This is a genomic window from Streptomyces sp. cg36, from assembly GCF_041080675.1.
Classification (GTDB): Bacteria; Actinomycetota; Actinomycetes; order Streptomycetales; family Streptomycetaceae; genus Streptomyces.
In genome coordinates, this window is record NZ_CP163520.1 from 140,800 (window position 1) to 167,658 (window position 26,859).

Annotated in this window: 21 protein-coding genes and 1 pseudogene; 15 read left to right on the plus strand and 7 right to left on the minus strand. The window is 72.0% G+C overall.

All coding sequences use genetic code 11. The annotated features are described in order from the left end of the window. Positions 1-52: 52 nt before the first annotated feature. The 3 genes from AB5J87_RS00665 to AB5J87_RS00675 form a co-directional block, all read right to left on the minus strand. The gene (locus AB5J87_RS00665; RefSeq protein WP_369372678.1) at positions 53-424 is read right to left on the minus strand and encodes an ArsR/SmtB family transcription factor; all 372 of its coding nucleotides are present in this window, start codon (positions 422-424) and stop codon (positions 53-55) included. A gap of 200 nt (positions 425-624) precedes the next feature. Beyond that, positions 625-999 carry a hypothetical protein gene (locus AB5J87_RS00670; protein WP_369372679.1) on the minus strand — a complete coding sequence of 125 codons (375 nt, stop codon included), beginning with the start codon at positions 997-999 and terminating at the stop codon, positions 625-627. 271 nt (positions 1,000-1,270) lie between these two features. Next, entirely contained in the window at positions 1,271-2,806 is a 1,536-nt protein-coding gene (locus AB5J87_RS00675; RefSeq protein WP_369372681.1) for an aspartate aminotransferase family protein, read from the minus strand. Between the two features lie 374 nt (positions 2,807-3,180). Between AB5J87_RS00675 and AB5J87_RS00680 the strand changes: the two genes are divergently transcribed. From AB5J87_RS00680 to AB5J87_RS00690, 3 genes are all read left to right on the plus strand, one after another. Continuing rightward, a complete protein-coding gene (locus AB5J87_RS00680; protein WP_369372682.1) occupies positions 3,181-3,600 on the plus strand; it encodes a hypothetical protein in 420 nt (139 codons plus the stop codon). Between the two features lie 256 nt (positions 3,601-3,856). Further along, complete coding sequence (locus tag AB5J87_RS00685) at positions 3,857-4,489, plus strand: hypothetical protein (protein ID WP_369372684.1); 633 nt, start codon at positions 3,857-3,859, stop codon at positions 4,487-4,489. Between the two features lie 374 nt (positions 4,490-4,863). Next, positions 4,864-5,988: a serine hydrolase domain-containing protein gene (locus tag AB5J87_RS00690; RefSeq protein ID WP_369372686.1), complete on the plus strand. Its 1,125-nt coding sequence runs from the start codon at positions 4,864-4,866 to the stop codon at positions 5,986-5,988. Positions 5,989-6,086: 98 nt separating this feature from the next. Here the strand turns inward: AB5J87_RS00690 and AB5J87_RS00695 are convergent. Then, a pseudogene (locus tag AB5J87_RS00695) lies at positions 6,087-8,918 on the minus strand (helix-turn-helix transcriptional regulator); the annotation flags it as partial. A gap of 205 nt (positions 8,919-9,123) precedes the next feature. On the opposite strand from AB5J87_RS00695, the gene AB5J87_RS00700 reads away from it, so the two are divergent. From AB5J87_RS00700 to AB5J87_RS00720, 5 genes are all read left to right on the plus strand, one after another. Next, positions 9,124-10,647 (plus strand): GMC family oxidoreductase, encoded by a 1,524-nt coding sequence (locus tag AB5J87_RS00700; RefSeq protein WP_369372688.1) that lies wholly within the window; start codon positions 9,124-9,126, stop codon positions 10,645-10,647. Between the two features lie 143 nt (positions 10,648-10,790). Continuing rightward, complete coding sequence (locus tag AB5J87_RS00705) at positions 10,791-11,906, plus strand: NAD(P)-dependent alcohol dehydrogenase (RefSeq protein WP_369372690.1); 1,116 nt, start codon at positions 10,791-10,793, stop codon at positions 11,904-11,906. 137 nt (positions 11,907-12,043) lie between these two features. Continuing rightward, entirely contained in the window at positions 12,044-12,889 is an 846-nt protein-coding gene (locus AB5J87_RS00710; protein WP_369372692.1) for an alpha/beta fold hydrolase, read from the plus strand. A gap of 96 nt (positions 12,890-12,985) precedes the next feature. Further along, positions 12,986-13,603: a peptide deformylase gene (def, locus tag AB5J87_RS00715; RefSeq protein WP_369372694.1), complete on the plus strand. Its 618-nt coding sequence runs from the start codon at positions 12,986-12,988 to the stop codon at positions 13,601-13,603. A gap of 62 nt (positions 13,604-13,665) precedes the next feature. Further along, entirely contained in the window at positions 13,666-14,613 is a 948-nt protein-coding gene (locus AB5J87_RS00720) for a phosphatase PAP2 family protein (protein WP_369372696.1), read from the plus strand. A 27-nt stretch (positions 14,614-14,640) separates the two neighbouring features. Here the strand turns inward: AB5J87_RS00720 and AB5J87_RS00725 are convergent, their stop codons facing one another. Both AB5J87_RS00725 and AB5J87_RS00730 read right to left on the minus strand, forming a co-directional pair. Then, the gene (locus AB5J87_RS00725; protein WP_369372698.1) at positions 14,641-15,231 is read right to left on the minus strand and encodes an NADPH-dependent FMN reductase; all 591 of its coding nucleotides are present in this window, start codon (positions 15,229-15,231) and stop codon (positions 14,641-14,643) included. 100 nt (positions 15,232-15,331) lie between these two features. Continuing rightward, on the minus strand, positions 15,332-16,189 hold the full coding sequence (locus tag AB5J87_RS00730; protein ID WP_369372700.1) for a catalase: 858 nt from the start codon (positions 16,187-16,189) through the stop codon (positions 15,332-15,334). A gap of 118 nt (positions 16,190-16,307) precedes the next feature. On the opposite strand from AB5J87_RS00730, the gene AB5J87_RS00735 reads away from it, so the two are divergent. The 5 genes from AB5J87_RS00735 (at position 16,308) to AB5J87_RS00755 (ending at position 23,465) form a co-directional block, all read left to right on the plus strand. After that, positions 16,308-19,010 carry a helix-turn-helix transcriptional regulator gene (locus tag AB5J87_RS00735; RefSeq protein ID WP_369372702.1) on the plus strand — a complete coding sequence of 901 codons (2,703 nt, stop codon included), beginning with the start codon at positions 16,308-16,310 and terminating at the stop codon, positions 19,008-19,010. 171 nt (positions 19,011-19,181) lie between these two features. Further along, positions 19,182-20,660, plus strand: coding sequence for a GMC family oxidoreductase (locus AB5J87_RS00740; protein ID WP_369372704.1), 1,479 nt, complete (start codon positions 19,182-19,184; stop codon positions 20,658-20,660). 58 nt (positions 20,661-20,718) lie between these two features. Further along, positions 20,719-22,140: an aldehyde dehydrogenase family protein gene (locus tag AB5J87_RS00745; protein WP_369372706.1), complete on the plus strand. Its 1,422-nt coding sequence runs from the start codon at positions 20,719-20,721 to the stop codon at positions 22,138-22,140. Between the two features lie 75 nt (positions 22,141-22,215). Continuing rightward, a complete protein-coding gene (locus tag AB5J87_RS00750) occupies positions 22,216-22,830 on the plus strand; it encodes an antibiotic biosynthesis monooxygenase (RefSeq protein ID WP_369372708.1) in 615 nt (204 codons plus the stop codon). Next, entirely contained in the window at positions 22,827-23,465 is a 639-nt protein-coding gene (locus AB5J87_RS00755) for an NADPH-dependent F420 reductase (RefSeq protein WP_369372710.1), read from the plus strand. The genes AB5J87_RS00750 and AB5J87_RS00755 overlap by 4 nt, the downstream gene beginning before the upstream one ends. Positions 23,466-23,617: 152 nt before the next feature. Here the strand turns inward: AB5J87_RS00755 and AB5J87_RS00760 are convergent, their stop codons facing one another. Further along, positions 23,618-24,643 (minus strand): Lrp/AsnC family transcriptional regulator, encoded by a 1,026-nt coding sequence (locus AB5J87_RS00760; protein WP_369372712.1) that lies wholly within the window; start codon positions 24,641-24,643, stop codon positions 23,618-23,620. 208 nt (positions 24,644-24,851) lie between these two features. Between AB5J87_RS00760 and AB5J87_RS00765 the strand changes: the two genes are divergently transcribed. Continuing rightward, a complete protein-coding gene (locus AB5J87_RS00765; RefSeq protein ID WP_369372714.1) occupies positions 24,852-25,178 on the plus strand; it encodes a nuclear transport factor 2 family protein in 327 nt (108 codons plus the stop codon). Positions 25,179-26,051: 873 nt separating this feature from the next. Beyond that, on the plus strand, positions 26,052-26,333 hold the full coding sequence (locus AB5J87_RS00770) for a hypothetical protein (protein ID WP_369372716.1): 282 nt from the start codon (positions 26,052-26,054) through the stop codon (positions 26,331-26,333). The last annotated feature ends 526 nt before the right edge of the window (positions 26,334-26,859 follow it).

Here is a 26,859-nt window from a genome sequence, read left to right on the forward strand (position 1 = left end):
GGGACGCTGCGGCCCCACCGCTACCGCCGGTGAAGCCGGCTGTCTTGTCCCTCTATGAGGTCTGGCGCACGTCCTGATGCGACAGGCCGGGGTGCACGTCGGCCTGGCGGAGTTCAGCCAGGAGCTGGCTTTGGCCGACGAGGAGTTCGGTGAGGATGCGGCGTGCGGCGCGCAGGAGGTCGGCGACGTCTCCTCCGGCGAGCGCGTAGCTGACCGTGGCCCCCTCGCGGACCGAAACCACGATGCCGGAGCGGCGCAGGACGGCCAGTTGCTGGGAGAGGCTGGAAGGTTCGATCTCGATTTCGTTCAGCAGGTCACGCACGGGCACGGGACCGTTCTGCAGGAGTTCCAGTACGCGGATGCGCACGGGGTGCCCGAGCATGCGGAAGAACTCGGCCTTGGCCTGGTAGAGGGGTACCTGCATGGTGAATCGCTCCTGCGTACGTGACTGCCGGGCGCCGCCGCAGCCCCGCTCCCTGTCGCGGACGGTGTCGGACGGTGTCGGACACACCGATCTTCGCCCTCCCGGCCCCGCATGCCCCGGGAAATAACCAGATTGGGATGTGGCCAGTTGAAGAAATCTTCAACTCCTGGGCATGCTGGGGCCGGTAGGGCGGACGGCGTCTAGATCTCCAGCCCGGCCTCGATACGCATCAACTGGTGGCGGGCCATGGCCAGATTGGACTTCGCCTTGTCCAGCACGAGGTACAGGAAGAGCCCGCTGCCCCCGCGGCCCTTCAGCAGTCGGATGAGGTGGTACTGGGCGCCGAGCGTGATCAGCACGTCCTCGATCCCGTCCTTGAGTCCGAGGAGCTCCATGGTGCGGACTTTGGCCCGGATCACGTCCGTGTTGCCTGCCGCCGCGACGGCCAGGTCAAGGCCCTTGCTGCCACCCAGCGACCCCAGTGCCATACCACTGGTGTAGTCGACCAGGGCCGCTCCGAGAGCGCCCTCGATCGAGGTCATCGTCTCTTTGAGGGAGACCTCCACATTTGCCATACCGGTATCCGCTCCTTGCCGTTGGTGCCAGGACGTCGGCCGCCCCAGCCGTGACGAGGACCCTACGGACTGTAGGCGGACCGCAACCGGGAAGTCTGTTACTGACCGAGGGAGCGACAAGTCGTTGGACGCTGCGCACGCTATTGAGCGTGCCTTGACCTGACGTGGACCATGCGTGTTTCCGGCGGCCCGTGAGACTGCGGGCCGCCGGTCGTCGAGGCTGTCGCGGCTCACGCGCTCGCGCTGGCCGTGGCCGACGGTACGGCTGTGGTCACTGCTGACGTACCGGCCGGCCACCTTGAGGGTCGGCGGGGCCCTGGTCGGCGTCGGCGGCGTCGAGGACCTCGCCCATCAACAGGTCCAGGTCTTCCGGGGTGGTGCGGTAATTGCACAGGCAGGCGCGCAGGACGGTGCGGTCGCGCACGGCGACGGTGGCGAGGTAGGCGCGTCCTGCGGCTTGGACGCGGTGGGCGATCCGGGTGTGGAGTTGGTCCTGGTCCCCGTGGTCCTGGGCGGTGAGGCGGAAGCAGACGACCGGCCAGGGACCGCCGGACATCAGTTCCAGCCGGGGTTCCGCGGTGATCTTGTGGCGCAGCCGGTCGGCGAGGGTCAGGTACTGCTCGATCAAGGCAGTGATCCCGTCGTGGCCCAGGTGGTTCAGGGTGGCCCACAGGGCCAGGGCCCGGGTGCCGGGGCGGGTCAGCTCGATCGTGGCGTGGGAGAGCCAGGGCAGCACGTCCGGTTCACCGGAGGTGAGGTAGGAGGCGCGATGCGCGAAGGCCGTGTGCAGATGCGCCGGGTCGGGGACGAGCAGGGCGCCGCATCCGACCGGCACGCTGAGGGTCTTGTGGGGGTCGACGGTCAGTGAGTCGACATTCTCGATCCCCCGGTAAAGGGGTGCCAGGGCCGGGACGGCGGCGCCGAGCCCGCCCCAGGCGCCGTCGGCGTGGTGCCACATCCCGGCGCTCCGGCACAGGTCCGTGACGGGTTCGAGCGGGTCGACGGCGCCCGTGGCGGTCGTGCCCAGCGTGGTGACCGTGCAGAACGGCAGCAGACCCGCGTCCAGGTCGTCGGTGACTGCGGCCTGCAGCGCGGCGGGATCCAGCCGGTCGTACGCGTCGGTGGCGATGGGGCGCAGCCGGTGGGCGGGCAGGCCGATGCAGGCGGCTGCCTTGGCGACGGACATGTGTGCTTGGGCGCTGTAGTAGAGCGTGAGCCGAGCGTGGTCGCGGTCGTAGGCGGGGCCGTCGCCGCTGCCGCGGCGGGTGAGGAACCAGGTGCGGGCGGTGGCCAGGGCGAGCAGGTTGGCCATGGAACCACCGCTGGTCAGAACGCCACCGGTGGTGTCGGGCAGGGCGGCCAGGCCGGCGAGCATCCGCACGGTTCCGCGTTCCAGGTCCATCAGAGCGTTCTCGCCCATGCCGCAGGTGGCGTTGATGGCACAGGCCAGAAGGTCGCCGATGATCCCCGCGGGGGCGGGCGGCGAGTTGACCCAGGCGAAGAAGGCGGGGTGGCCGTTCCCGGTCGGGTACGGAGCGATCTCGTCCCGGACGAAGTCCAGTACCCGGCCCAGCTCCTGCCCTCTGCGGCCGAGCGGCGCGTCGCGCAGCCTCACCCGCCGCCGCACTGGAATCGGGCTGCTCACCGGCCCCCCAGGCAGCTCACTCAGGTATTGGGACACCCACTCCGCCGCGGCGACGAGTTCGTCGTGCAGCACCTTCGGGTTGGCCCCGGGCGGCGTGGGATCCAGTGGCGGGACGTATTCGCGGCGTTCTGCCGGGGTGTGGCCGGACACGCGGTTAGCCATGGTGACGTGGTGAGCCCTTCTCCGATGCACGGCCCTCCAGGTCGGTGGATGCGAGGACCGTGATCGTAACGAGCGGTCGCGCCGACCGACACGCCCTGCCCCAACGCGGTGATCTGACGGTAGGTCAGCCCGCGGGAGGGAGGACGCCGAGCGCACGGCGGTCCCCCGAAATCATGCCGCCCGGGGCCCCGCCGGCCGCAATTCGCCGTCGCGCTCGACAACGGGTGGCTAACGTGAGGTGTTGCCGTCAAACATCAGCGGTGCCCGAGTCCGTCGAGCCGCACGCAGAAAGAGATACGTCCTTGAGGATTCCGCGGATTCGGGCTCTCAGGCATCGGTGGCATGCCCTGATCGTTGCGGTTCTCCTCGTCGCCATGGGCATCGGCGCAGGCATGATGGCGCATCAGTGGCAGCAGGCGGAGCTGCTCGACAAGAACGGAGTACGGGTCACGGGCGTCGTCTCCCGCGTCGTGCTACCCACCGGCAAGGGACAGATCAGCGGTGAGATCGCGTACACCGTCGCCGGCCACCGCCACACGGTCCGCAAGACACCCCACGGCGGCTACCCCCACCCGAGTCAGGGCGACCGGGTGTGCCTGGAAGCAGCCCGCGAGCACCCTCGGCTGGTCCGGCTGTGCGGCGACCGATACCCGGACGGTGACGACGAGTTCCCCACTCTCGCCTTGATCACCACAGCCGCCTCGATCGGGCTGCTCTTCGTCACGGGGCACTGGATCGCCAAACGCCGTGAAATCCGGGGAGCGGCCGAGCCGTCCGCAGATAGGCCGAGCTGACCACGGACCTACCGTCACACAGGCGCCGTGCAGCCGCGCGACAGAACTGTGAGCCTACCGTCGGAGGAACTGGTCGGCTCCATCGCTAATGACGTCCACGCCAGCATGCGGAGGCATCGTGATTCACCATGCACATACGCAGAGCCCACCAAGAGCAACCGAGACCTTCCAGGGTTCTCGCCTCCGGCGCGTACCCCGTCACAGTTTTGCCGTCCGGTCGACTGCTGAACGTAGCCGGAACTCGTAGGCTGAGACTATGGCCGACCTCAACTCTGCCCGGGCACGGGAGACGTTGACGCGCATCGCGAAGGACTACCGTCGGCGGTGGCTGCCGTCGGAAGAGGACGAACGTGCCTGGTACCGCAACCAGCCCTCTCTGGAACACGCAATCCGCTACAGCGGACGATGCGAGAACGCGTTCGGAACGCAGGAGAGCCACCAGCGCGGCACCAAGTCCCTGTACGCCAAGGTCACCGACGCCTACCTGCAGCCCAACAAGGAGGCACTTGCCGAGCAGGAAGGATTCGACGACCTGATCACGCTGGTCGATCGTTTGGTCCGTCATGTGCCAGGCATCGGTGAAATGTACGTGTACGACGTCGCCGACCACCTCGCCGCGTACCTGGGCATGAGCCCTGCCTTCGTCTACCTCCACAGAGGCACGAGGGACGGCACGAAAGCTCTCGGGATCCAGTGCTCCCCAAGTGACAGGTACTTACCCAAGCGCGCCTTCCCGCAGGGGCTCCAGAGTCTCGAACCCTGGCAGATCGAGGACGTGCTCTGCATCTACAAGGACATCCTGGGCCGGATCGCCTGCGGGCAGGCCGTGACGCCGGTCAACATTCAGGGCTGCGGCCGACGGGGTCGAAAGACCGCATCAGCCTGTTGAGCGGCCTCGTCCCCCGCGATGTGTCACGTGTCCCGGGAGTCCCCAAGTACCTCAGCCATCTGCGGGAACGCGCCGTTCCCGGGTGAACAGCGGGAATGCCTTGGGGACAGGTGCGTCGCGCACCGTCTTCTCCGGCGCAACGGGGAGAGCGCCGGTCGGTAGCCGCCCCTCGCCCAATCGCCGCGCAGTGGGTGAGTTGAGGCTTCTCGCGCAGCGTGGGCTCTGGGAGGGGCAGCCTCTCAGGGGTGCGCCGAGGGTTCGCTTCGGGGTGGACCCGGGGTCGGGTCGGGGTGATCACTGATGGCAACGGCGCACCCCGCCAGCAGAGTTGATCTTGTCGTCAAGAACCGTCAACGCCGCTCGGAGGAACACGGATGCGTATTCGCCGCACCCTCACTGCCCTGACCCTGGCCGCCGCTGTCACGGTTGTCACTGCCGGGACGATGGCGCCCGCGAGCGCCGTCCAGCCGGATCCCGTACGACGGAAACTGGAGACGCTGCTGCGCTCCGACCATGCCCCCGGCGCAGTGGCGAGCGTACGGGACGCCAAGGGGAACTTGCGTACCTACACCGCGGGTGTGGGGGACCTGGACACGCACGCGAAGATGCTCCGGGACGGTCAGGTGCGGATCGGCAGTGTGACCAAGACGTTCACCGCGGTGGTCGTGCTGCAACTGGTCGGCGAGGGCAGGATCCGCCTCGACGCACCGGTCGAGACCTACCTGCCGGGCCTCGTCCGCGGGAAGGGGATCGACGGGAACCGCATCACGGTGCGTCAGCTCCTGCAGCACACCAGCGGACTGCCCGACTACGAGGTCGACGTCACCGACGACATCCTCCAGCGCCGTTACGTCTCTCCCCGCGACGCCCTTGACATCGCTCTCCGGCACGAAACCGTCTTCGACCCCACGGAGCAGGGCCACTGGGCCTACAGCAGCACCAACTACCTGGTGGCGGGAATGATCGTGGAGAAGGTCACCGGACGGCCCGTCGCCGAGCAGATCGATCAGCGCATCCTCCGGCAACTCGGGCTGCGCCACACCTACTTCCCCGCCCCCGGCGAGACGACGATCCGCGAACGCCACTCCCAGGGCTACAGCGTGGAGTCCCCGGGCGTACCCCGCGACGTCACCGAGATCGACCCGTCCGCGTCCTGGGCGGGAGGAGCGATGGTCTCCACCCCCGCCGACCTCAACCGCTTCTTCTCCACGCTGCTCAAGGAGAAGGACCACGTCCTCCTCAAGGAAGAGCAGATCACGCAGATGCGTACCACCGTCCCCGTGCAGAAGGGCTACGCGATGGGACTGGGTGTCATGAGGGTCCAGTTGTCGGACACGTGCGTCGCCTGGGGCCACAGCGGCGCCATCCCCGGCTACGGCACCTGGTCCGGAGCCACCGACGACGGCCGCTCCACCAGCGTCACGATGAACCTGGAGCCCAAGACCGGCCAAGCCGTCGAACACCTCGAAGACGCCATGAGCGCGGGCCTGTGCCACTGATCCGCACAGACGTGCCGACGGGCAGCGGGGCCGCGGTTACGGGAGGGCGGATTCTGTTTCGGGGCGAGGAGTTCGGGGATGTCGCGGAGCTGTGCCCGGCTGGTGACGGCGAGTTTGGCGTAGGAGTTGGAGAGGTGGTAGCCGACGGTGCGGGGGCTGAGGTGGAGGTGGGCCGCGATCTCCTTGTTGGAGCGGCCCAGGGCCGCGTGACGGCTGATGCGCCACTCCTGCAGGGTCAGTCCCAGTCGGCTCGCGGGACTTGAGACCGTGGAGCACACGTGGGTGAGCTCCCGCTCCGCCCGTGCCCGCCAGGGAGCCGCGCCGAGCCGGTGGAACATCGTGCGGGCCGCTTCTAGAGAGGTGCGCGCTTCGTTTCGCCGGCCCAGTCGGCGCAGTGTCTCGCCTTGCAGGAGTTGGGCGCGCGCATGGTTGAAGGGGCGGTGGGGGGTCAGGGCCGCCTCAGCGTCCACCGCGTTGTCGAAGCAGGACAGGGCATCCTCCGGGCACTGGGTGAGGAGCCCCTCGACGCGGTGGGCGATGGCCCCGGCACTGCCGGAATCGCGGGGATCCGCTGGGCTTGCGGTGCGCAGGAGGTCGCGGACCTCGTCGGCGCGTCCGCTCAGCGCCGCCGCCTCGGCCACGTCGGCCGTGATCAGGGCGGCGGCAGGGGGATGGGCCGCGGGTCCGCTGCCGACGAGCACGGGCAGCCAGTGGTCCAGGGCTTGGGAGGGCCGGCCCAGGCCGAGGTCGAGCAGCCCGAGGATGATCTGTGCGAGGGCGGTCATGAAGGTGCGCGGATGGGGTGACAGCAGCCGCAGGCCGGTCCGCACGTGGTGATGGCACACCTCTTCGTCGCCCCGCAGTGCGGCCAGCCAGCCGAGCTGGATCTCGTTGGCGGCCTCGATGGCCACCATGCCGTACTCGCGCGCCAGTTGGCGGGATTCGCGCAGGTGCTGGGCGGCCTCGTCCCAGTGTCCCGCGAGGACTTCGGTGGCGGCGAGCTCCGAGAGGACCTCGGGGAGCTGGGCCTGGGTGGCGGCGGTGTGGCGCAGCTGGGTGGCCCGGGTCCGGTAGGCGTCGGCGGCCAGGTCTTCGCTGTCCGTGGAGACGGCGTGGACCGAGGGAACGTGGTCCAGGTCCCAGCGGGAGTCGTCGGGGGCCTGCCGCAGCCGCGAGCGCGGCCAGTCCTCGTGGTCCTTCTGTGTGGGGGCGGCGGCGAGGCTGATGCGAATGCGCTGTTCCAGTTCGCGGGTGAGGTCGTCGCGCCCGGCGAAGGCGCCGGGGAGCAGCTCGTCCGCCAGGGAGGCGATGCCCGTGGTGTCGTTCTGGATCCACATGCTTCGCAGGGCCAGTTTCAGTGTTCCGGCGGCGTGGTCCGGGTCGGTGGGGGCCAGCAGGCGTGCGGCTTCCACGGAGAGGTGGGCGGCGCGGGTCACCGACCCGGTGAAGTATTCGAGGAGTCCGCGCAGGGCCAGCGTCCGGCCGTGGCAGACGGGCGTGGCCTTCGTGAGGTCGACGCGCGCCAGCAAGTCGCGCACCTGGCGGAGGTCACCGACCAGCCAGGACTCCTGTGCCGCGAGCGTGAGCCGATCGGCCCGGTCCGCGGGGTCGGTGGAGAGGTCGGCCGCGCGGACCAAGGCCTGGAGTGCGGCGTGCGGGGCGCCGCGTTCCAGGCATGTCTCGGCGTGGGCGTGCAGCGCCGCCGCCACGGAGTCGTCCGGATCGCTGAGCACCGCCGCCAGGTGCCATACGCGCCGCTCTTCGGCGGCCACTTCGGCGAGTGCCTGGTGGGTGGCCATGCGGCGGACGGGGCTGGCCTCCTCGTACACGGTCTGCTGCAGGAGCGGGTGGCGGAATTCGGTGCGCCCGCGGTCGAAGCGCAGGATGCCGGCCGTGAACGCCTCGTCGAGGCCGTCGGCCTGGAGCCGCAGGAGGTTGGCGGCCTTGATGAGCGTCGCGAGGGGCTCGTGCTGGCCGGCCGCCGCGAGGAGGAGCATGCCCTGGGCGTTGGACGAGAGCCGCCGGATCTCGCGGCGGAACGCCTGCCCGACCGGCAGCGGCCCGGACGGGCAGGAAAGGCCGGCCGCCTTCGCGGTCTCGACCAGCGCCAGGGGGTTGCCCCGGGCCGCGCGCAGGATGCGCTCCACGGTGTCCGGCTCGGCGGTGGGCAGGTGCCGCGCCAGGACGTCGCGGGCCTGGCCGTCGGTGAGCGGGGGCAGTTCCTCGCAGCGCATGTCCGCGCGGTCGGCGAGATGTTCCATGCCGGGCCGGGCCGCGAATACGGCGGCCACGGAGTGGGAGTACAGCCGCCGGAGCGCGAAGAGCAGCGCGTCGCGGGAGTCGTTGTCGATCCACTGGAGGTCGTCGACGAGCAGGAGGACCGTGCGGTCCTCGGCGAGCACGGTGATGAGCTGGAACAGGGCGGTGGCGACGAGGAAGCGGTCCGCCTGCCTGGCCTCGATCCCGAGGGCGCCCCGCAGGGCCGCCCGTTGGGCCGGCGGCAGCCGTCGCAGGTCCGCGGTGCGGGGGGCGAGGAGCTCGTGCAGGGCGGAGTAGGGCAGATGGCTCTCGGTGAGCGTGCCACGGCAGCTGAGCGTGGTCACGCCGTCGTCCAGACGCGCGGCCCGGTCGAGGAGCGTCGTCTTGCCCGCGCCCGGTTCTCCGACGAAGAGGAGGCTCGCGCCGCTGCCGTCGGCCGCCTGTGCGAGGAGCTGGCGGACCATGTCCAGCTCCGGGTTTCTTCCGGTGATCACTGCGACGATGATACGTGAACAAGTTGAACCATTAATGAAATGGCGGAGGGCCTGCCGCTCCACCTGCCCGGCGGCTGCACGCCCGCCTCTCCGGGGGCCGGAGGGGAAGAGGGCGCCCCGCGTCTGCTCGGCGCGACAGGTGCCCGCGCCCGGCGGACGGCCCGGCGCATCCGGCACAGCGGACGGCCCGGCGCATCCGGCACACCCGGCGTACCTGGTCCCCCGAGACCGGCGCCGGAGGCAGAAACCCCGTCCTCATGACAGATCCGATGACAGATCCGGTGGGCGCCGCGGCCGGGGCACTGTGATCACCGCACGCGCCGGACGACACCACCTGCCAGCAGGGTCCTCCGGCGACTACAGCCGAGGCAAGAGGAACGTCATGAGCAGTGTGGGCTTCGACAACATCGTGGTGGGCGCGGGTTCGGCCGGGTCGGTGGTCGCGCGGCGGCTGGTGGACGCCGGACGCAAGGTGCTCCTTGTGGAGGCGGGGCCGGTCGACGGCACCGAGGCGATCCACGACCCCACCCGCTCCGTGCAGTTGTGGAACAGCGACTGGGACTGGGCCTTCCAGACCGAGCCGCAGACCCACGCCGACGGACGGCGGCTGCCCTGGCCGCGCGGCAGGACGCTGGGCGGGTCCAGCTCGTTCAACGGCATGATCTACGTCCGGGGCGCGGCGGCGGACTACGACTCCTGGGCCTACCAGGGCGCGGCCGGCTGGTCCTGGAAGGACGTCGAGCCGTACTTCCGCCGCCTGGAAGGCTTCGACGGCGGACCGGAGGGCGGGCGCGGCACCGGCGGACCACTGCACGTGCAGCGCAATCCCGGCCCCGACGCGCTGGTGCGCTCATGGGTGGAGGCGGCCACGCAGTACGGCCTGCCCTTCAACGAGGACTACAACAGCGGCGACCAGTACGGGGTGAGCTACACCCAGCACACCATCAAGGACCACCGCCGCCAGTCGACCTGGGTGGCCTACGGACGCGCGGTCCAGGACAACCCGCTGCTGACCGTGGTCACCGGCGCGCTCGTGACCCGCGTCGTCTTCGACGGCGACCGCGCGGCCGGAATCGCCTACGTCGTCGACGGCCAGGAGCACACCGCCCGGGCCGACCACGACGTGGTCCTCAGCGGCGGTGTGTTCGGCACCCCGCAGCTGCTCATGCTGTCCGGGGTCGGACCGGCCGACCAGCTGCGCGCCCTCGGGCTGCGGGTCCGCGCCGATCTGCCCGGCGTCGGCCGCAACCTCCAGGACCACTGGTCGGCACCGCTGATCTGGAAGTCCAGGAAGCCCCTGCCGGCCTGGGCGGCGCAGGGCCTGGAGGCCCACTTCTTCGCCTCGACCCGGCCCGGCCTGGTGGCCCCCGACGTCCAGCCGCTCTTCCTGTCGTTCACCTATCCGGTACCCGGCACGGACCTGCCCGAGCACGGCTTCTCCGCCGTCGGCCAGCTCCTCCATCCCCACAGCCGCGGCGAGGTCCGGCTGCGCTCGGCCGACCCGGCGGCCCCGCTGGTCCTGGACCCCCGGGTGTTCTCCGACCCCCGCGACCTGGAGACCCTGGTGGACAACCTGGAGATGCTGCGGGACATCGCCGCGCAGGGCGCGCTCAAGGAATGGAACGACGGTGAAGTACTGCCCGGCCCGGACAGCACGACCCGCGACCAGCTGCGCGACCACGTGCGCGCCACCGTCGTCTCCGGACACCACCAGATCGGCACCGCCCGCATGGGCCTGGACGCCCTGGCCGTCGTCGACCCCGAACTGAAGGTGTACGGGGTGCGGAACCTGCGCGTCGCCGACGCGTCGGTCATGCCGCACGAAACCAGCGGCAACACCAACGCCCCGAGCATCATGATCGGCGAGAAGGCCGCCGACCTCGTCCTCGGCCACACGATCCCGTAACTACCCATCAGTTGTTGGCAGTTGCCACCCATACCCGTATGCGGGTGCGTTCTCGCGCGTGCCCGCAGCAGCTCCCTCTCCCGGCGGCCCGCCGCACCACGCGATCGGGCCGCCTCCCTCCCGCAGAAAGCGACCGCACCGCCATGCCCCTCACCGCCACCGCCGCCGTCTCCCGCGGCCCCGGCGAAGACTTCGTCGTCGAGGAACTTGAACTCGACGACCCGCGCCCGGACGAGGTCCTCGTCCGCTACACGGCCGCCGGGCTGTGTCACACCGATCTGGAGGCGACCGCCGGCCATCTCCCCACCCCGCACCCGGTGGTCCTGGGCCACGAGGGCGCCGGCACCGTCGAGGCCGTCGGCACGGCCGTGACCGGCTTCGCCCCGGGCGACCGGGTCGTGCTGAGCCTGGACTCGTGCGGCGGCTGCCGCAACTGCCTGGGCGGGCAGCCCGCGTACTGCGAGCATCACATCCCGCTGAACTTCCACGCGCGGCGCGCGGACGGCACGGTGGGCCTGGGGGACGCGGCGGGCCGTCCGGTGCACGACCACTTCTTCGGCCAGTCCTCGTTCGCCTCCCACGGCCTCGCCCACCCCCGCGGCCTGGTCAAAGTCACCGACAACAGCCTGCCGCTGACCACCCTCGCCCCCCTGGGCTGCGGTGTCATCACCGGCGCCGGAGCCGTCCTCAACTCCCTGCGGGTACGGGCGGGCGCCACGGTGGCGGTCTTCGGCCTCGGCACCGTCGGTCTCGCCGCGCTCATGGCGGCGGTCGCGGGCGGCGCGACACGCATCATCGCGGTCGACCGCACGCCCGACCGTCTCGCCCTGGCCCAGGAGTTGGGCGCCACCGACCTCGTCGACGCCTCCACCGGCGACACCGCCGAGGCCGTCATGGACCTCACCCGGGGCTCGGGGGTGGACTACAGCGTGGAGTCCACCGGCGCCGTCCCCATCATGAACACCGCCGTCGCGGTCCTCGCGCCGCTCGGCTCGGCGGCCGTCCTCGGCGTCGCCGCCCTGGACGCCGACCTCAAGGCCAACGCCTTCGAACTCCTCAAGGGCCGCACGGTCACCGGATCCGTCATGGGCCACCAGGCCCCCGGCGTCCTGATCCCGCGCCTCCTCGACCTCCACCGCCAGGGCCGGTTCCCGCTGGACCGCCTCGTCACCACCTATCCGCTGACCGGCATCAACCGCGCCGTCGCCGACGTCAAGGCCGGCACCACGGTCAAGGCCGTCCTCACCCACCGCGCGTGACCGCCGTCCCTCCCCCCGTGCCGCTCAGAAAGCCCCACCCCCTGCCCGGAACGCCGTCCGGCTCCGTGCCCCCGTCAACCGGGCTCCCTTCGCAGGCCGCCAAGAAACCGGCCCCACCCACCATCTGGAGTTCATCCATGACCACCCCGAACACCCCCCGTCGCACCGCCGCTCTGGGCGCCGCGACCGCCGCCACCGTAGTGGCGCTGGGGACGGTCGTCCCCAGCGCGTCAGCGGCACCTGACGAGCCCGCCGCGCAGGCACACCGGGCCAAGCCGACCGTCGTCCTGGTCCACGGTGCCTTCGCCGACGCCTCGGGATGGAACGCCACCGCGACCCGGCTGCGGCGCGGGGGATATCCCGTCCTCGCCGTCGCCAACCCGCTGCGCGGCCTCGACTACGACGCCGCCTACGTCGCCGGGCTCCTCAAGAGCGTCAAGGGACCGAAGATCGTGGTCGGTCACTCCTATGGCGGCGCCGTCATCACCAACGCCGCCGCCGGAGTGCCCGACGTCAAGGCGCTGGTGTACATCGCGGCGTTCGTGCCCGACCAGGGCGAGTCGCTCGGCGCGCTGATCGAGGGCCACCCGGACCCGGCCGTGCCGCCGCTGCCCCAGCAGACCTTCGGCTACACCCGGCCCGACCGGACCACCGGCACCGACGTCCTGCTGGACCCGGCCCGTTTCCGCGCGGCCTTCGCCGCCGACGTCCCCGCACCGGACGCGGAGCTCATGGCCGCCTCCCAACGGCCCATCGCCACCGAGGCGTTCGCGCAGCAGACGCGGCAGGCCGCCTGGAAGACCCTGCCCTCCTGGGCCCTGGTCGCCACCCAGGACCAGGCCATCGGCCCGAAGCTGGAGCGGTTCATGGCCCGCCGGGCCGGCGCCCGCATCACCGAGATCCGCGGCTCCCACGCCGTCATGGTCAGCCGCCCCGACGCGGTGACCCGCATGATCGAGCAGGCGGACCGCGGCACCCGCTGACCATGCCGCGAGGAGACGCTCCGACCGGACGGACCCGGCCGGAGCGTTCTCGCCGTACCGCCGCAGTCTTGACGGACCTACACGAAAGGCCACCCCGTGACATCGAAGCGACCCGCCGACAGCGACAAGCAGCGCACTCTGCCCGCCGAGGCCGACGGCGGCACCTGGCTGCCGATCACCGAGATCGGCCATCCCCTGCTCCACCGCCGGTGCGCCGACGTCACCGAATTCGGCGGCGGCGAACTGGCCCAGCTGATCAAGGACATGTTCTTCACGATGCACGTGGCCGGCGGGGTGGGCCTCGCCGCCAACCAGGTCGGCGTCGACCTGCGGCTGTTCGTCTACGACTGCCCGGACGACACCGGCACCCGACACATCGGACACGTCCTCAACCCCGAGCTCGTGGTGACCGGCGAGGAACGGATCGACCGCCGCGAGGGATGCCTCTCCGTTCCCGGCGCCGCCTCGGAGCTGTCCCGCCCGGCCGGCGCCACCGTCAGCGGCCAGGACTGGCAGGGCCGACCCGTCACGGTGCGGGGCACGGGCCTGTTCGCCCGCTGCCTCCAGCACGAGAGCGACCACGTCGGCGGTGTCCTGTACGTCGACAGGATTCCGGCGGTGGCGGAGCGCGACCGGGTGCTCCGGCAGATGCACGACCACCGCGCCACCGTCTACGCCGAGCGCGAGGCGCGAGCGCGCTCGCTGGCCCGATGACCCCCGGACGCGGATTCCGGACCCCGGCTCCCCCGCGCCGACGCACGAACACGGAAGGCACCATGCCACGACCAGACCGCCACGCCCCCTCCCGAACCGCTCCCCACGAGCCCGGCAGAGGGCGCGCGAGACCGGGAAAGCCCCTTACCCGCGAAGTTGGTGACGGGCAGTCACACGACGTCCCCCGCCTCGTCCGCGCTCCGTCGCTCCTCCTCGCGTTCCTCGGCATCCACCTGCTCGCGGTATGGACGCCGATCGGTCAGTGGGCGGAGAACTCGCTGATCCGCGGCTACGCCGACCGGGCGCGGATCCTGCCGCTGGCCCAGTCCTGGGGACCTCCGCCCCTCACCGACGAGACGGCGACCGTCGCCACGGGCCTGGTGGTGATCGCCGCCGTCACCCTGGTGCGGCGGTGCTGGCGCGAGGGCTGCGCGGCCGTCGCGACGGTGGTGGTCACGCTCGCCGCGACGGAGGCGCTCAGCAGGTACGTCCTGGTCCGCCCCGATCTCGTCGGGGCGGACGACAACCTGAGAGCCGCGAGCTTCCCCAGCGGCCACGTGGCCATCGCCGCCGCACTCACGCTGGGCCTGCTCCTGGTCACTCCGGGGCGCGTTCGCGGCTACGTCGCCACCGCCGGGGCGCTGTGGGTCGCGGTCATCGCCGGGGCGGTCCAGGCGCTCTACTGGCACCGGCCCAGCGATGTGCTCGGCGCCACCCTCCTGGCCTGCGCCGCCCACAGCGCCGTCGGCCGCCTCCTGGCGGCCGGTCCCACCGCCTCCCGCCGGGGTGCGCGCCTCGCCCTGGTGCTGGTGGCGGCGGGCGCCGTGGCGGCAGCCTCGCGGGAGGACGGCGTGGCGCGGCCGCTCGTGTTCGCCGCGGCGGCCTTCGCCTCCGGGGCCCTGGTGTGGAGCGTCGCCGCCCTGGACGCGCGCGCCGCTCCCCGGGAGCCTGACGACAGGTCAGGGGGCACCGGGTCCGCCAAGCGGACCACGGCCCCCCTTGGCTGGTGAGCGCGCCGGGGTGTCCGGCCGCAGCGGTCAGGCCGGGACCCGGCCCGCGTGCGCGCGGGTGCGCTGCGTGAGGCGGACCAGTTCGCCCAGGAAGTCGCGCAGCAGGCTTTCGGTGAACTCGTCGCCGATGAAGACGCCGTCGGCGTCGAAGCGCTGGTGCGACCGGAAGACGGTGACTTCGGGATGGGCCACCACCGGGACCTGTACCCGGTGGAGGATCTGCCGCAGGACCAGCTGCCCGCGCGCCGTGCCGAACTGTGAGGGCGAGGCGCCCAGGATGGCGGTGGGCTTGCCGCGAAGGCTGGAATCGCCGGAGCCGGACGACGGGCGGGAGAGCCAGTCGAGGGCGTTCATCAGGACTCCCGGAATCGCCGAGTTGTACTCGGGGGTCGCGATGATCAGCCCGTCGGCCTCGCGTACCCGCTCGCGCAACTCCACCACCGGGGCGGGAGGGTTCGCTTCCAGGTCCTGGTCGAAGTACGGCAGGGCGCCCAGGTCCGGATGGACGTCGATGGTGACGTCCGAGGGGGCCTGGGCCCGCAGGGCGTGCAGCAGGCCGGTGTTGTGGGAGCTGCGGCGCAGGCTGCCGGAGATGGCGAGGAATCGCAGGTGGGACATGAGGGTGGCGCCTTTCGGTCGGGGTGGACGGCCGGGGCGGGTGCCCCGGCGCTGTGCGCGTGGGTGGGTGGCCCGCTCGCGCGCGACGGGCCGGACGGGCTCAGGCGCGGCGGTGGCGTGCCGCGGCGTACACGCGGCTGCGGTCGGCGGCCAGCTCGTCGAGCGGGGCCGCGACGCCCCGGGGCAGGCGCAGGGGGTCGAAGCCCGGTTCCGTGGCGGGCGGTTCGGTGCCGGTCAGGGTGAGGGTGCCGAGCGGCACGGTGTGCTCGGAGGACCACAGGCGGGTCGGGTCGTACACCTCGTCGTGCGGCGCCGGCAGCTGGGCCACGAGGTCCAAGCTGGCGGGCAGTTCGGCCGCCAGCCCGAGGCTGAGGTAGTCGCCCGGCCGGCTGTGGGCCTCCTCGGGGTTCAGCGGCTCCGTGGGCCGCTGGGGCCGCCAGCTCAGCCGGGCCCACCGCACCCTTCGCGCCCCGTCCGTCAGGCCGTAAGCGTGCACGGAGTGGTAGGTCAGGCCGGTGAATCCGGCGGCCGGGCGGGCCTGCTGGGCCAGTTCGAGGGCGGTGGCGGCCTCGGGGTGGCGCTCCAGGAAGGCGGGGACGGCCGACGGGTCCGGGGAGTTCGTGGCCCGCAGGAACTCGGCCATCGCCGCACCGGTCCGTACGAAGAAGACAGGCAGCGTGAACATGACGAGGTCGAGGTCGCCGATGCGGACGGCCAAGCCGTGGTCGCCCGGATCGCCGTCGTGGCCACCGGGGCCGCCGAGCGTGCTGGAGAACCGGGCCGTGGCCGGGGTGGCGGGGGCGGTGAAGACGGCGGCGGCGCGCCCGGACGGGGTGAACTCGCCTGCGGCCCAGGCGCCGCGGGCGTGCAGGAGGCGGTGGTGGGCGGGGTCGGCGCCGGTCGCGGCGGCCACCTGCTCGACGAGCCGGGCACCACCGTCGAAGGAATCTTCGGTCATGGCGGTGACGGTAGGCAGCCCGGGTTACCGGGCGCATCGGTCGCCCTATCGGTCGGACCTTCCCGTGCCTGACGACAGGACGGGCGAGAAGTCCCATGAGAACGCGAGGAAATGAGCTGTGTACGGACGGCATCAGGAGAAGAGGGAGCTCGACCGGCTCCTCGAAGGGGCCCGCGCGAGCAGGGGGTCTGCCTTGGTGCTCTGGGGGGATCCCGGCATCGGCAAGACCGCGTTGCTGGAGTACGCCACCGCGGTTGCCACCGACTTCACCGTGCTGGCCTGCCGCGGCAGCCGGATGGAATCGGGGCTCGCCTTCGCCGGGCTGCACGGACTGCTGTGGCCCCTCACCGCCCGGTTCGACGCGCTGCCGCCACCGCAGGCCGCCGCTCTGCGCGGGGCGCTCGGATACAGCGGTGACCTGACGAACCGCTTCCTCGTGGGGGCCGCCACGCTCACGCTGCTCACCGAACTCGCGGCCGAACGCCCCCTGTTGATCACCGTGGACGACGCGGGCTGGCTGGACGAGCCCAGCGCCGAATGCCTGGCCTTCGTCGCGCGACGGCTGTGCGCCGAACCCATGGCCCTGCTGCTCACGGGCCACACCGATCCCGGCTCCGGCGGGCCCTGGGAATGCCTGCCGGCCCTGTCTGTCCCCGCGCTGTCCGACACCGAGGCGGAACGGTTCGTCCGCGCCGAGGTGTCCGGGGCGGACGAGGAGACCGTGCGCCGCACCGTCCGGGCCGCCTGCGGCAATCCGCTGGCGCTGCGCGAACTCCCCATGTCGGCGGCCGACCCCGGGGAGCGCCTGCCCATCGGGCCCCTGCTGAGGCGGGCCTTCGGCGCCCGGACCGCCCAGCTCTCCTCCCCCACCCGGACCCTGCTGCTCGTGGCCGCCGCCGATGACCGCGGCGACCTGCGCCTCGTGCGCGAGGCCGCGGGCGCACTCGGCGCGGGGGCAGCCGCCTGGGACGAGGCAACGCGCTCGGGCCTGCTCGCCGCCCAGGACGGCCGGATCCGGTTCCGTGCTCCACTGCTGGGGGCGGTCGTGTACGAGGAGGCCCTGTTCACCGAGCGCCAGGCGGCACACCGGGCCCTTGCCGACGCCCTGCGTACGGACGGGTCCGAACAGGGCCTGCGGGCCTGGCACTTGGCAGCCGCCGCCGACGACGAGGCGGACGACGACGTGGCCGAACTGCTCGAACGCAGCGCTCACGACGACTGGACGCGGGGCGGCTACGCCTCCACGGCTCGGGCGCTGTGCCGGGCTGCCGAGCTGTCGCCCCGCGCTGCGGACGCGGCCCGCCGCTTCGCCCTGGGAGCCCGTGCCGCCTGGGAGTGCGGGCAGGTGGGGAAGGCGCGGGTCCTGCTCGACCGGGCGGGGCGGCTGGCGCCCGAGCAGACGGTGGCCAAGGACAGCGGTGGCCTGCCCGGGGTCATCGAGTTCGCCCACGGCGACCAGGAGCGCGCACACCGGATGCTGCTGCGCGACACGCATGCCGTGTCCGAGCCCGGCAGAGCCATGGAACTGGCCTGTCTGGCGGTCCGGGCCGGGTGGGCGGGCGGATCCCCCGAGCAGCAGTCGGCGGCGCTGTGCCGGGTGGCGCAACTGGCCGCGGACGACGCGGAGGCACCGGGGGCGACCGTGCTGGCCGCGCTGACCCAGTGGTGGGGCGGCGATTCCGGCACCGGAGCGGCGCTCACCGAGGAGGCCGTCGCCCGGCTCGGCGCGGCGTCCTGGCGTCTGGTTCCGCCCGCTCCGCTGGCTCTGACGTGGGGCGCCGAGCAAACGCTCGCGGAGGCCCTGCGCCGTCAGCTGTCGGAGCTGCGCCGCACCGACGCGGCGAGCGCCCTGGTGATGACCGTGCCGCAGACCGCCACCCTGGACATCGTGGCCGGGCGCTGGAGCGAGGCGGCTGCGAACGCCGTCGAGACACTGCGGCTCGCCGAGGAGATCGGTGCCGACCACGCGGCCTCGCAGTGCCGCAACTCCCTCGCCTGGCTCGCGGCCCTGCGCGGCGACGAGCAGCACGTGGCCGAACTCACGGCCGCCACACTGGAGTTGTCGGTGCCACGCGGGGTGCGTGCGCTGACCGCAGCCGCCTACTGGCATCAGGGCCAGGCGGCCCTGTTCGCCGGACGCCCGCAGGAGGCCCTGGACCGCCTCCTGCCCCTGGCCGTCCCCGGACACCAGGCGGCGCACACCACCTTCGCGCTGCTCGCCGCCGCCGACACCGTGGAGGCCGCCGTCCGCGCCGGCCGCCCACAGGCCGGTGAGCCCGCGCTCGGGTCACTGCGCTCCTGGGCCGACCGGACGGGCGCGCCGTGGGCCGTGGCGGCGGCGCACCAGAGCGCGGCGCTGCTGGCCACCGACCGGACGGAGGAGCTGTTCCGCCGCTCCCTCGACGTCCCCGGGGCCACCGGCCGGCCGTTCTGTCACGCGCGCACGCGTCTGCTGTACGGGGAGTGGCTGCGGCGCGTACGGCGGCGCACGGACGCCCGGGTGCAGCTCGCCGAGGCCGCGGAGACCTTCCGCCGCCTCGCGGCCGTACCGCTGCTGGAACGGGCCCTGACCGAACAGGAGCTGACGGGGCAGCAGCTGCGCCGCGAGACGCTCCGGGACGACGCCGTGCTCACCTCCCAGGAGTCCCGTGTGGCCCGACTGGCCGCGGAGGGGCTCACCAACCGGGAGATCGCCGCGCACCTCCTCATCAGCCCCCGCACGGTCGGCCACCACCTCTCCAACGTCTTCCAGAAACTGGGGATCGTCTCGCGGGGAGAGCTCGCCCGCGTGGACTTCGACAACGGAATGCGCCTCACCTAGGCCATGACCGATACGGTGACCGATTTGCCCGCGCGCGGATCTCCCTAGCGTCGTGGTCGTTCGGCTGACCGGCCGGCGAGCGACTCAGGAGAACCCCCATGGACAGCACCCTTCCCCCCCGGCGGCCCCGCTACTTCCGGTACGTCCGGTACTTCCGCCCACGCCACCATCGTGGTCGGCGGCGGCTCCGCCGGAGCCGTCCTCGCCGCCCGGCTCACCGAGGACCCCGGGCGCACGGTGCTGCTGCTCGAAGCAGGACCGGCCTATGCGCCGCAGGAGTACCCGGAGGCCGTGGCCTCCAGCAGTGTGCTGGGCGGCTGGACCGGACACGACTGGGGATACGAGTCCGAACCGGGCTTCATCGGCCACCCGGTGGCGGCCTTCCGCGGCAAGGTCCTCGGCGGATCGTCGGCCGTCAACGGCTCGGTGGCGGTCCGCGCCCTGCCCTCCGACTTCGCCCGCTGGTCCGAACGGGGGCTCCGAGGCTGGTCGTACGAGGAACTCCTGCCCTCCTTCAAGGCGCTGGAGTCCACCTCGGCAGGCGACGACGACCTGCACGGCCGCACCGGCCCCCTGCCGGTCGCCCAGCTCACCCACGCCGACCTCAGCACGATGGAGCGGGCCTTCGTCGACGCGGCCCTGGCGGACGGGATCCGCCCGGTGGCCGACTTCAACGGAGCGGCTCCGCAGGGCGTCGGCCCGTACCCGATGAACGTGCGCGACGGCGTGCGTGTCAACACGGGCATGGCCTATCTGACCGACGCGGTCCGCGCGCGGCCCAACCTGACCGTCCGCGCCGAAGTGCTGGTCGACCGCGTGCTGTTCAAGGACGGCCGGGCCACGGGCGTGGTCCTCGCGGACGGCACCGAGGCGGTCGCCGATCAGGTGATTCTGTCGGCGGGCGCCTACGGCAGCGCCGCGATCCTGCTCCGCTCCGGCATCGGGCCGGCCGAGGACCTCGAAGCACTGGGAATTCCGGTCGTCGCCGATCTGCCCGTCGGGCTGCGCCTGCAGGACCACCCGTTCTTCTACAACGCCTACGCCGCCGAGCCCGACCGGATCGGCGGCCAGACCCCGGTGATCGGCGCGAAGGTGTGGACCGCCAGCTCGGAAGCGGGCGAGGGCGAGCTGGACCTGCACATCACCGCCACCCATCTCTTCGACCATTCCACCAGTCCCACCGGCGTCGGATTCGTCCTCGCGGTCGCGCTCGTGCGCCCGCGGTCGCAGGGCACGCTGACGCTGAGGAGCCGCGACCCCGAGGACGCGCCCCGCATCGACCTCAACTTCCTCGCCGAGCCGAGCGACCGCCGCCGTCTGATCGAAGGCATCGCGCTCGCACGCCGCCTCGGTGCCACCCAGCCGCTGGCCGGGCTCATCGACCGCGAACTCAACCCGGGCCCGCGGGCGCGGAGCGACGCCGAGATCGAGGCGGCGGTGCTGGCCACCCTGGACACCTACCACCACCCCACCTCCACCGCCCCGATGGGCGCGGACGACGACCCGACGGCCGTCACCGACCGGCTCGGCGCGGTGCGGGGAGTGTCCGGCCTCCGCGTCGTAGACGCCTCGATCTTCCCGGACGTCCCGTCGGCCGCCACCAACCTCACGGTCATCGCGGCGGCCGAGCACATCGCCCGCCAGATCTGACCCACCGCACCCCTACCCGTACGCACATCCGCACCCCGTTTCGTAAGGACTCTCCGCCATGCAGCACGCCCGTAACCTCATCGACGGCCAGTGGGTCGACTCCGCCCGTCAGACCCCGTCGCTGAACCCGTCCACCGGCGAGGTGCTCGGCACCTTCGCCGACGCCGGAGCCCACGAGGCGACGGCCGCGATCGCCGCCGCCCGCCGTGCCTTCGAGACCACCGACTGGGCGCGCGACCGGAACCTGCGCGCCAGGGCCCTCTTCGAGATGGCCGACCGTCTGGCGGAGCGCCGCGACGAGTTCGTCACGCTGCTCGCCCGTGAGAACGGCAAGATCCTCGGCGAGGCCGCCTTCGAGATCGACCTCACCATCCCCAAGCTGCGCTACTACGCCGCACTGGCCCTGAGCGACCACGGCAGCTCGGCCGAGGTCCGTCCCGGCCTCTACTCCATGACCCTCCGCCAGGGCGCGGGGGTCGCCGCGGTCATCGCGCCGTGGAACTCCCCTGTCGTCCTCGCGGTCCGCTCGTTCGCACCGGCCCTGGCCGCCGGCTGCACCGTCGCCATGAAGCTCCCGAGCCAGACGGGGCTGGTCAACGGTCTGCTCAGCGAGCTCGTCGCACAGACCGAGAGCCTGCCCGCCGGAGTGATGAACATCTTCACCGAGTCGGGCAACGACGGCGCCCCGCTGCTCATCACCTCCCCCGACGTGGACGTCATCAGCTACACCGGCTCCACCGTCGTCGGCCGCGTCATCGCCGCGAACGCCGCGCCCACGCTCAAGGCGCTCTCCCTGGAGCTCGGCGGCAAGAGCCCGATGATCGTCTTCGACGACGCGGACATGGACGCCGCCGTCCCGGCTCTCACCAAGGCCATCACTACCTTCACCGGCCAGTTCTGCATGACGGGAAGCCGCATTCTGGTCCAGAGGGGTGTCGCGGACGAGTTCCGCCGCCGCATGGTCGCATCGCTGCGGGCCGTCAAGGTCGGTCCCGGCGACGACCCGGCCAGCGAGATGGGCCCGCTGATCGACGAGCACAACGCCCGGCGAGTCGAAGCCGTCGTCACCGATGCGGCGGCGTACGCGGAGGTCCTCGTCAGGGGCGTGCGGGACGGCGCGTTCCTGACGCCCTCCCTGGTGGAGGTCGCGGACCCGAACGCCCCGATCGTGCAGCAGGAAGTGTTCGGCCCGGTCGCCACCTTCGAGGTCTTCGGCACCGAGGAGGAGGCCGTCGCCCTGGCCAACGCCACGGAGTTCGGCCTGGCGGCGTCGGTCTGGACCCGCGACGTGGACCGTCCGCTGCGCGTGGGGCGCGAGATCGACGCCGGCACCGTGTGGACCAACACCTGGGCCATCGTCCACGACATGTTCGAGGAGGGCGGCTTCAAGCAGTCCGGCGTGGGCCGCCTGAACGGAGTGCGCGGCCTGGAGGAGTTCCAGGAGACCAAGCACTACGTCCACGCCGCGCCCCGCGCCTGACCCCCACCCGGGTGGGACGGCGGCCCGCCGTCCCACCCGGCCGGCCCCACCGCCACGCGCCGACCAGGAGCCCCCATGGCCACCCCTCCCGAAAGCACCGTCCTGACCTCCCACGGAGACATCGCGCTCGTCGCGGCGCGCAGGGTCGATCCGGGCCACGAAGAGACGTTCCAGGAGTGGGCACGGGGGGTCCTGGCCGCCGCCGCCACGCTCCCCGGCCATTTGGGCGGCGGCCTCTACCGCCCCGCCGCCGACGGCGCGCCGTGGATCGTCGTGCACCGCTTCCGCGACCAGAAGGCGCTGCGGGTGTGGCTCGCCTCCCCGCAGCGGGCCGCGTTCTCCGCCCACCACGAAGGGCACCGCCACTACGAGGTCGCGCGCCGTGAACTGGCGGGAATGGAGGGCTGGTTCACTGAACCCGGGCGGGCCGCCACCGCGCCGCCGCGCTGGAAGACGGCGGTCGCCTCCGCCCTGGGGATCTTCCCGATCTCCCTGCTCGGCAGCGTGTTCCTCACCCCGCATCTGACGGGCCTGCCGCAGGCGGCGCGTACCGCCGTCTTCGCCGCGCTGTTCAGCGTGCTGATGACGTACGTGTCCATGCCCCTCGTCACCCGCGCCCTACGCCATTGGCTCAGCCCCCGCGCGACAACGACCAAGCACCCGACAACCCAGCAGGAGAGCACCTCATGACCAAGGCCATCATCGGTACCGGCAGCATCGGCAGCCGTCTGGCGGCGAATCTCGTCGCGGGCGGTGCGGGCGTCCTGCTCGCGAGCAACAACCTCGCGGACGCCGCGACACTCGCCGACACGCTGGGCGACCATGCCACGGCAGTGACCGTCGACCAGGCCGTCGATGCGGCGGACGTGCTCGTCCTCGCCGTATGGCTGGACACGGCCAAGCAACTGCTCGCACAGTACCGCGACAGGCTGCCCGGCAAGATCCTGGTCGACCCCTCCAACCCGATCGCCCCGGACGGCAACGGCGGCTTCGTCAAGACGATCGGAGCCGGAGAGTCCTCCGGCCAGATCCTTGCCGCCCTGGTTCCCGCCGGTGCCCGGCTGGTCAAGGCATTCGGCACGCTGTCCGCCGAAACCCTCACCTCCGCGTCCCGCAGGGCCCCGGAACCCGCGGTCGGGTTCTACGCCGCCGACGACGACGCGGCGAGCGACGCGGTCGCCGCGCTGATCACCGCGGCGGGCTTCGACCCGGTCAAGGCCGGCGGCATCGACCAGTCGATCCGCCTGGAGGTCTTCGGTGACCTCCACGAGTTCGGCGCCCTGGGCCGGGCCGTGAACCGCGCCGAGGCACTCGCGGCGCTCTGAGGTCGGCCCCGCCCCAAGGCAGGGATGCGGTCACCACGCGTGGACGCGCCTGTCTGACGGCGGTTGCCACTGTGGCTCGCCCACCCGAAAGCCCCTCGCCGCAGGTCCCCGACGGCGAACGTGACAACCATGGGCTCCGACTCGCGCACACGTCACACGGGGACACGCCATATGTCCATCGGCACGGCGCGTACCGACCGCCCGTGCGCGTCCAGGACCCGGCCCATCCGCTTGACCGTACGCAGGGAGACGCGGCGCTCGACGATCTGGAGATCGGGGTACGTGCGGGCGAGCGCGGCCTCCAGGCGTTGCCCGTCGGCCAGGGAACGCAGCCACACGGAAAGGATCAGGTTGTGTGGTCCGGTGACGGCGGCGCACAGCCGTGCCTCGGGGAGTCTGGCCAGCTGGGGGCCGATCTCATCGAGCCGGTGGGGCGGCACGGCAGCCCAGTAGGAGGCGAGAACGGGGCGTCCGGCGTCCGGGGCGGCGATCTCGCAGCGGAATCGGATGGTGTCGCAGGCGGCGATCCGTTCGAGGCGGCGCCGAACGGTCGAGGGACTCAGCCCCGTGGCGGTGGCCAGCCCGGCCTGGTCACGGCGGCCGTCAAGGCCCAGCTGGATCAGCAGTTCCCGGTCCTCTTCGCGGACTTGCGAGGGTTCCGCGTAGCCGCCCGGGGCCACGCCGCGCAGGTCCTGGCGCTGGCCGGGCTCCAGCGAGTCCAGCCGCCAGCGGACGCCCTCGGCGTAGAAGCCGGTGGCCAGACGCACGCCGACGGAGTGGACGCCGGGGAGTCGGCCCAGCCGGTCGGTGGTGTAGCGCGAGACCCACGCGAGGTCGGCGAAGGCCGCGGTGACGAACAGGTCGCAGCCCTGCGCGAAGTGGTCGATGGTCAGCACATGGGGGTCGTCGGCCAGTGCGTCGGCCGTCTGCCAGAGCGTGTCCGGGGCGCAGTCGAGATCGAGGAAGGCGACGCAGCCGCGGTCATGGGGACTGGGCAGGCCGTAGGCGGTCACCCAGGCGGCACCCGTATCGGTGAGACGGCGCCAGCGGCGGGCGGCGGTGACCGGGCTGATTCCCAGGGTCTTTCCGAGGAGCGACCACGGCGCCCGGGGCCGCAGCTGGAGCGCGTTCACCAGCGCGAGATCCAGCTCGTCCACCCCGGCGGCAGGACCCGTCACCGCCGGCTTCCGGTGGATTCGTGCATCGAAAAGCTCCCTGTGACGTGATCCTGCGAATGTCCGAGGAACTCCTGCCCTGAGCTCCAGAATCGGCGAACGAGTGCGCACGGACGACTCTATGTCCCGTTCCCGACGCGCGACGCCGTGTATGCCACACGGACCCACCACCCACCGCGCCGCGGTATGAACCACAGGAGTGATCACGAGAATGAGCACACCCCACCAAGTCGTCGCCCGGCAGCTCGCCGCCTACAACTCCCACGACATCGAGGCGTTCTGCGCGACCTACGCCGAAGACGCCGTGGTCCACCGCCGCGACGGCAGCACGCTCAACGGCCGCAACGCCCTGCGCGACACATACGCTGAACTGTTCGCCAAGGGCCGCTGCCGGGCCGTGGTCACCGGGCGGCTCACCCAGGGCGACTGGGTGGTCGACCACGAGGAGGCCCACGGCCTCAGCGAGGAGCCCGTTCGTGTGCTGGTGGCCTACCGCGTACGCCACGGACGCATCGACCGTGTCGACTTCCTCGGCTGAGGGGCAGGCTCAGGGACCGGGCCCCATCGCGTTCCCGCCGGTGTTCCACACGCCGGGACGACATCGGGGATGCCGGGCCGCGAAACGCCCGACGGCCTGTGCCAGGCGGCGACCAAGTGGAGTTCCGTTTCGTGCATTTCGGCCTCGGAAGCGGCCCGGGCGGCGCGCGCCAGGCTGGCCGCGCTGCCGTCGATGCCTGCGGTGACAGGAGGACGGGTCATCGTGAGCAGCTCCGGTCCAACTGCACTGCGACGGCGAAAGGGGCGTGCACGGGCGGGCGTCCGACAGCCCGGCCCCGGCCCTCACTCTGCGCCGGGGGATGGACGTTCCGCAGGGGCTGGTCGGGCCAATCCGAACGGAAGCCGCCACCCGGCAGGCAGTTGTCCCGGCACGTGCATGGGGTGTGCCGGCCAACCCGACGGACAGACGGTGAGGCCGTGGACCTGCCGGAAATCCCTTCGCGCTCGGCACCCCGCACGACGATGGCGCATCGCGCGCTTCTCTCCTTCGGTCAATGGGCATAGGCTGCTCGTCGCGCGCTCTGGACCTCGGCCGCCCCAGCTGGTCCCGCCGCGGCAGGATCAGCCTTCCCGCACAGTCCAAGGACCCACCCGGGAGGCGTCGATGGGCCGCTCCAGCAGCATCACCGGTCCGCCCTGCTTGGCACACGATCACGTCACGGTCGGAGAAGGACACGTCACTCGTCCGGACCCCGTCGATGCCCGGCGGCTGGCACTCACCATCGAGGTCCCCCGCCTCCCGGGAAGTCATGCCGCCCTGGCCGTCATCGCCACCACGGCCCTCAACACCCTGGGATTTCCGGCCCAGTTGGTCTAGCGACTGAGCGAAGCCGCCCGGATCGTCGCTCAGTACGTGGCGGCACACAGCTCCGCCCCGGTCTACCAACTCCAGCTGACGTCGGCCAGTACGGGGGTGACCGTTGCCGCCACCAGCTACCGTGATCCGGCGAGCGTCCGCCAACCCGCCTGGTACCGGGCCGCCCGCGCCACCGCACCCCGCGCGGACCCCATCCGGCACGACTCGACCCCGCCGCCGTCCCACAACACCGAGGGCGGACTCCAGCTGCACCGCACCCCCGACGGACACATCCGCCTCGGCTGCCATATCTCCTGGAACGCCGACGAGCCCTTCTGAAACCTCCCGTACCAGCACTGCAGTTCCCTCGCGTCGGCCCCGTCCAACGGATCGAAGCTCGTCTGGTCGAGCAGCGCATCGAGGCAGTCACCATCGCCCTGGAACACGGCCCGGACGCCCGGCGCCATCAGGTCTGCGTACTCGGCAGTGCCCTCGACGGTGGCGCCCGGCTCCGGCGGGCCGGCGAGTACGCCGGGCGCAACAGCGAGACCCTGGCCGCCCGGCCCGTGTGGCTCTTCAGCGTCGGGCTCGCCCGCACGTTGAACGGACGCTGGGACAGGTGGGCGGCGGTACCGGATCCCGTGCCGCAGCTGCGCGCCGCCCTCCGGGCCCGGGAGCACCAGCTCTTCACCGGGGCGATCAGCCCCGCGCACCTGCCGCCCAGGAACCGGCTGATGTACCGCATGCGGGGGTGGTCAGTACGGCGACCACCGCAACCGGCAGGAGATCGACAACTGGATCACCGCCATTCTGCGCACCCTCATCCGCCCGGTCGTCCTCAAAGGCCCCGGTGTCCTATCCCTGA

Bases quoted from the DNA above. Each gene is read 5' to 3' on its own strand.
- AB5J87_RS00665 (WP_369372678.1), bottom strand. From the start codon at position 424: ATGCAGGTACCCCTCTACCAGGCCAAGGCCGAGTTCTTCCGCATGCTC.
- AB5J87_RS00670 (WP_369372679.1), bottom strand. From the start codon at position 999: ATGGCAAATGTGGAGGTCTCCCTCAAAGAGACGATGACCTCGATCGAG.
- AB5J87_RS00675 (WP_369372681.1), bottom strand. From the start codon at position 2,806: ATGGCTAACCGCGTGTCCGGCCACACCCCGGCAGAACGCCGCGAATAC.
- AB5J87_RS00680 (WP_369372682.1), top strand. From the start codon at position 3,181: ATGGGCATCGGCGCAGGCATGATGGCGCATCAGTGGCAGCAGGCGGAG.
- AB5J87_RS00685 (WP_369372684.1), top strand. From the start codon at position 3,857: ATGGCCGACCTCAACTCTGCCCGGGCACGGGAGACGTTGACGCGCATC.
- AB5J87_RS00690 (WP_369372686.1), top strand. From the start codon at position 4,864: ATGCGTATTCGCCGCACCCTCACTGCCCTGACCCTGGCCGCCGCTGTC.
- AB5J87_RS00700 (WP_369372688.1), top strand. From the start codon at position 9,124: ATGAGCAGTGTGGGCTTCGACAACATCGTGGTGGGCGCGGGTTCGGCC.
- AB5J87_RS00705 (WP_369372690.1), top strand. From the start codon at position 10,791: ATGCCCCTCACCGCCACCGCCGCCGTCTCCCGCGGCCCCGGCGAAGAC.
- AB5J87_RS00710 (WP_369372692.1), top strand. From the start codon at position 12,044: ATGACCACCCCGAACACCCCCCGTCGCACCGCCGCTCTGGGCGCCGCG.
- AB5J87_RS00720 (WP_369372696.1), top strand. From the start codon at position 13,666: ATGCCACGACCAGACCGCCACGCCCCCTCCCGAACCGCTCCCCACGAG.
- AB5J87_RS00725 (WP_369372698.1), bottom strand. From the start codon at position 15,231: ATGTCCCACCTGCGATTCCTCGCCATCTCCGGCAGCCTGCGCCGCAGC.
- AB5J87_RS00730 (WP_369372700.1), bottom strand. From the start codon at position 16,189: ATGACCGAAGATTCCTTCGACGGTGGTGCCCGGCTCGTCGAGCAGGTG.
- AB5J87_RS00745 (WP_369372706.1), top strand. From the start codon at position 20,719: ATGCAGCACGCCCGTAACCTCATCGACGGCCAGTGGGTCGACTCCGCC.
- AB5J87_RS00750 (WP_369372708.1), top strand. From the start codon at position 22,216: ATGGCCACCCCTCCCGAAAGCACCGTCCTGACCTCCCACGGAGACATC.
- AB5J87_RS00755 (WP_369372710.1), top strand. From the start codon at position 22,827: ATGACCAAGGCCATCATCGGTACCGGCAGCATCGGCAGCCGTCTGGCG.
- AB5J87_RS00765 (WP_369372714.1), top strand. From the start codon at position 24,852: ATGAGCACACCCCACCAAGTCGTCGCCCGGCAGCTCGCCGCCTACAAC.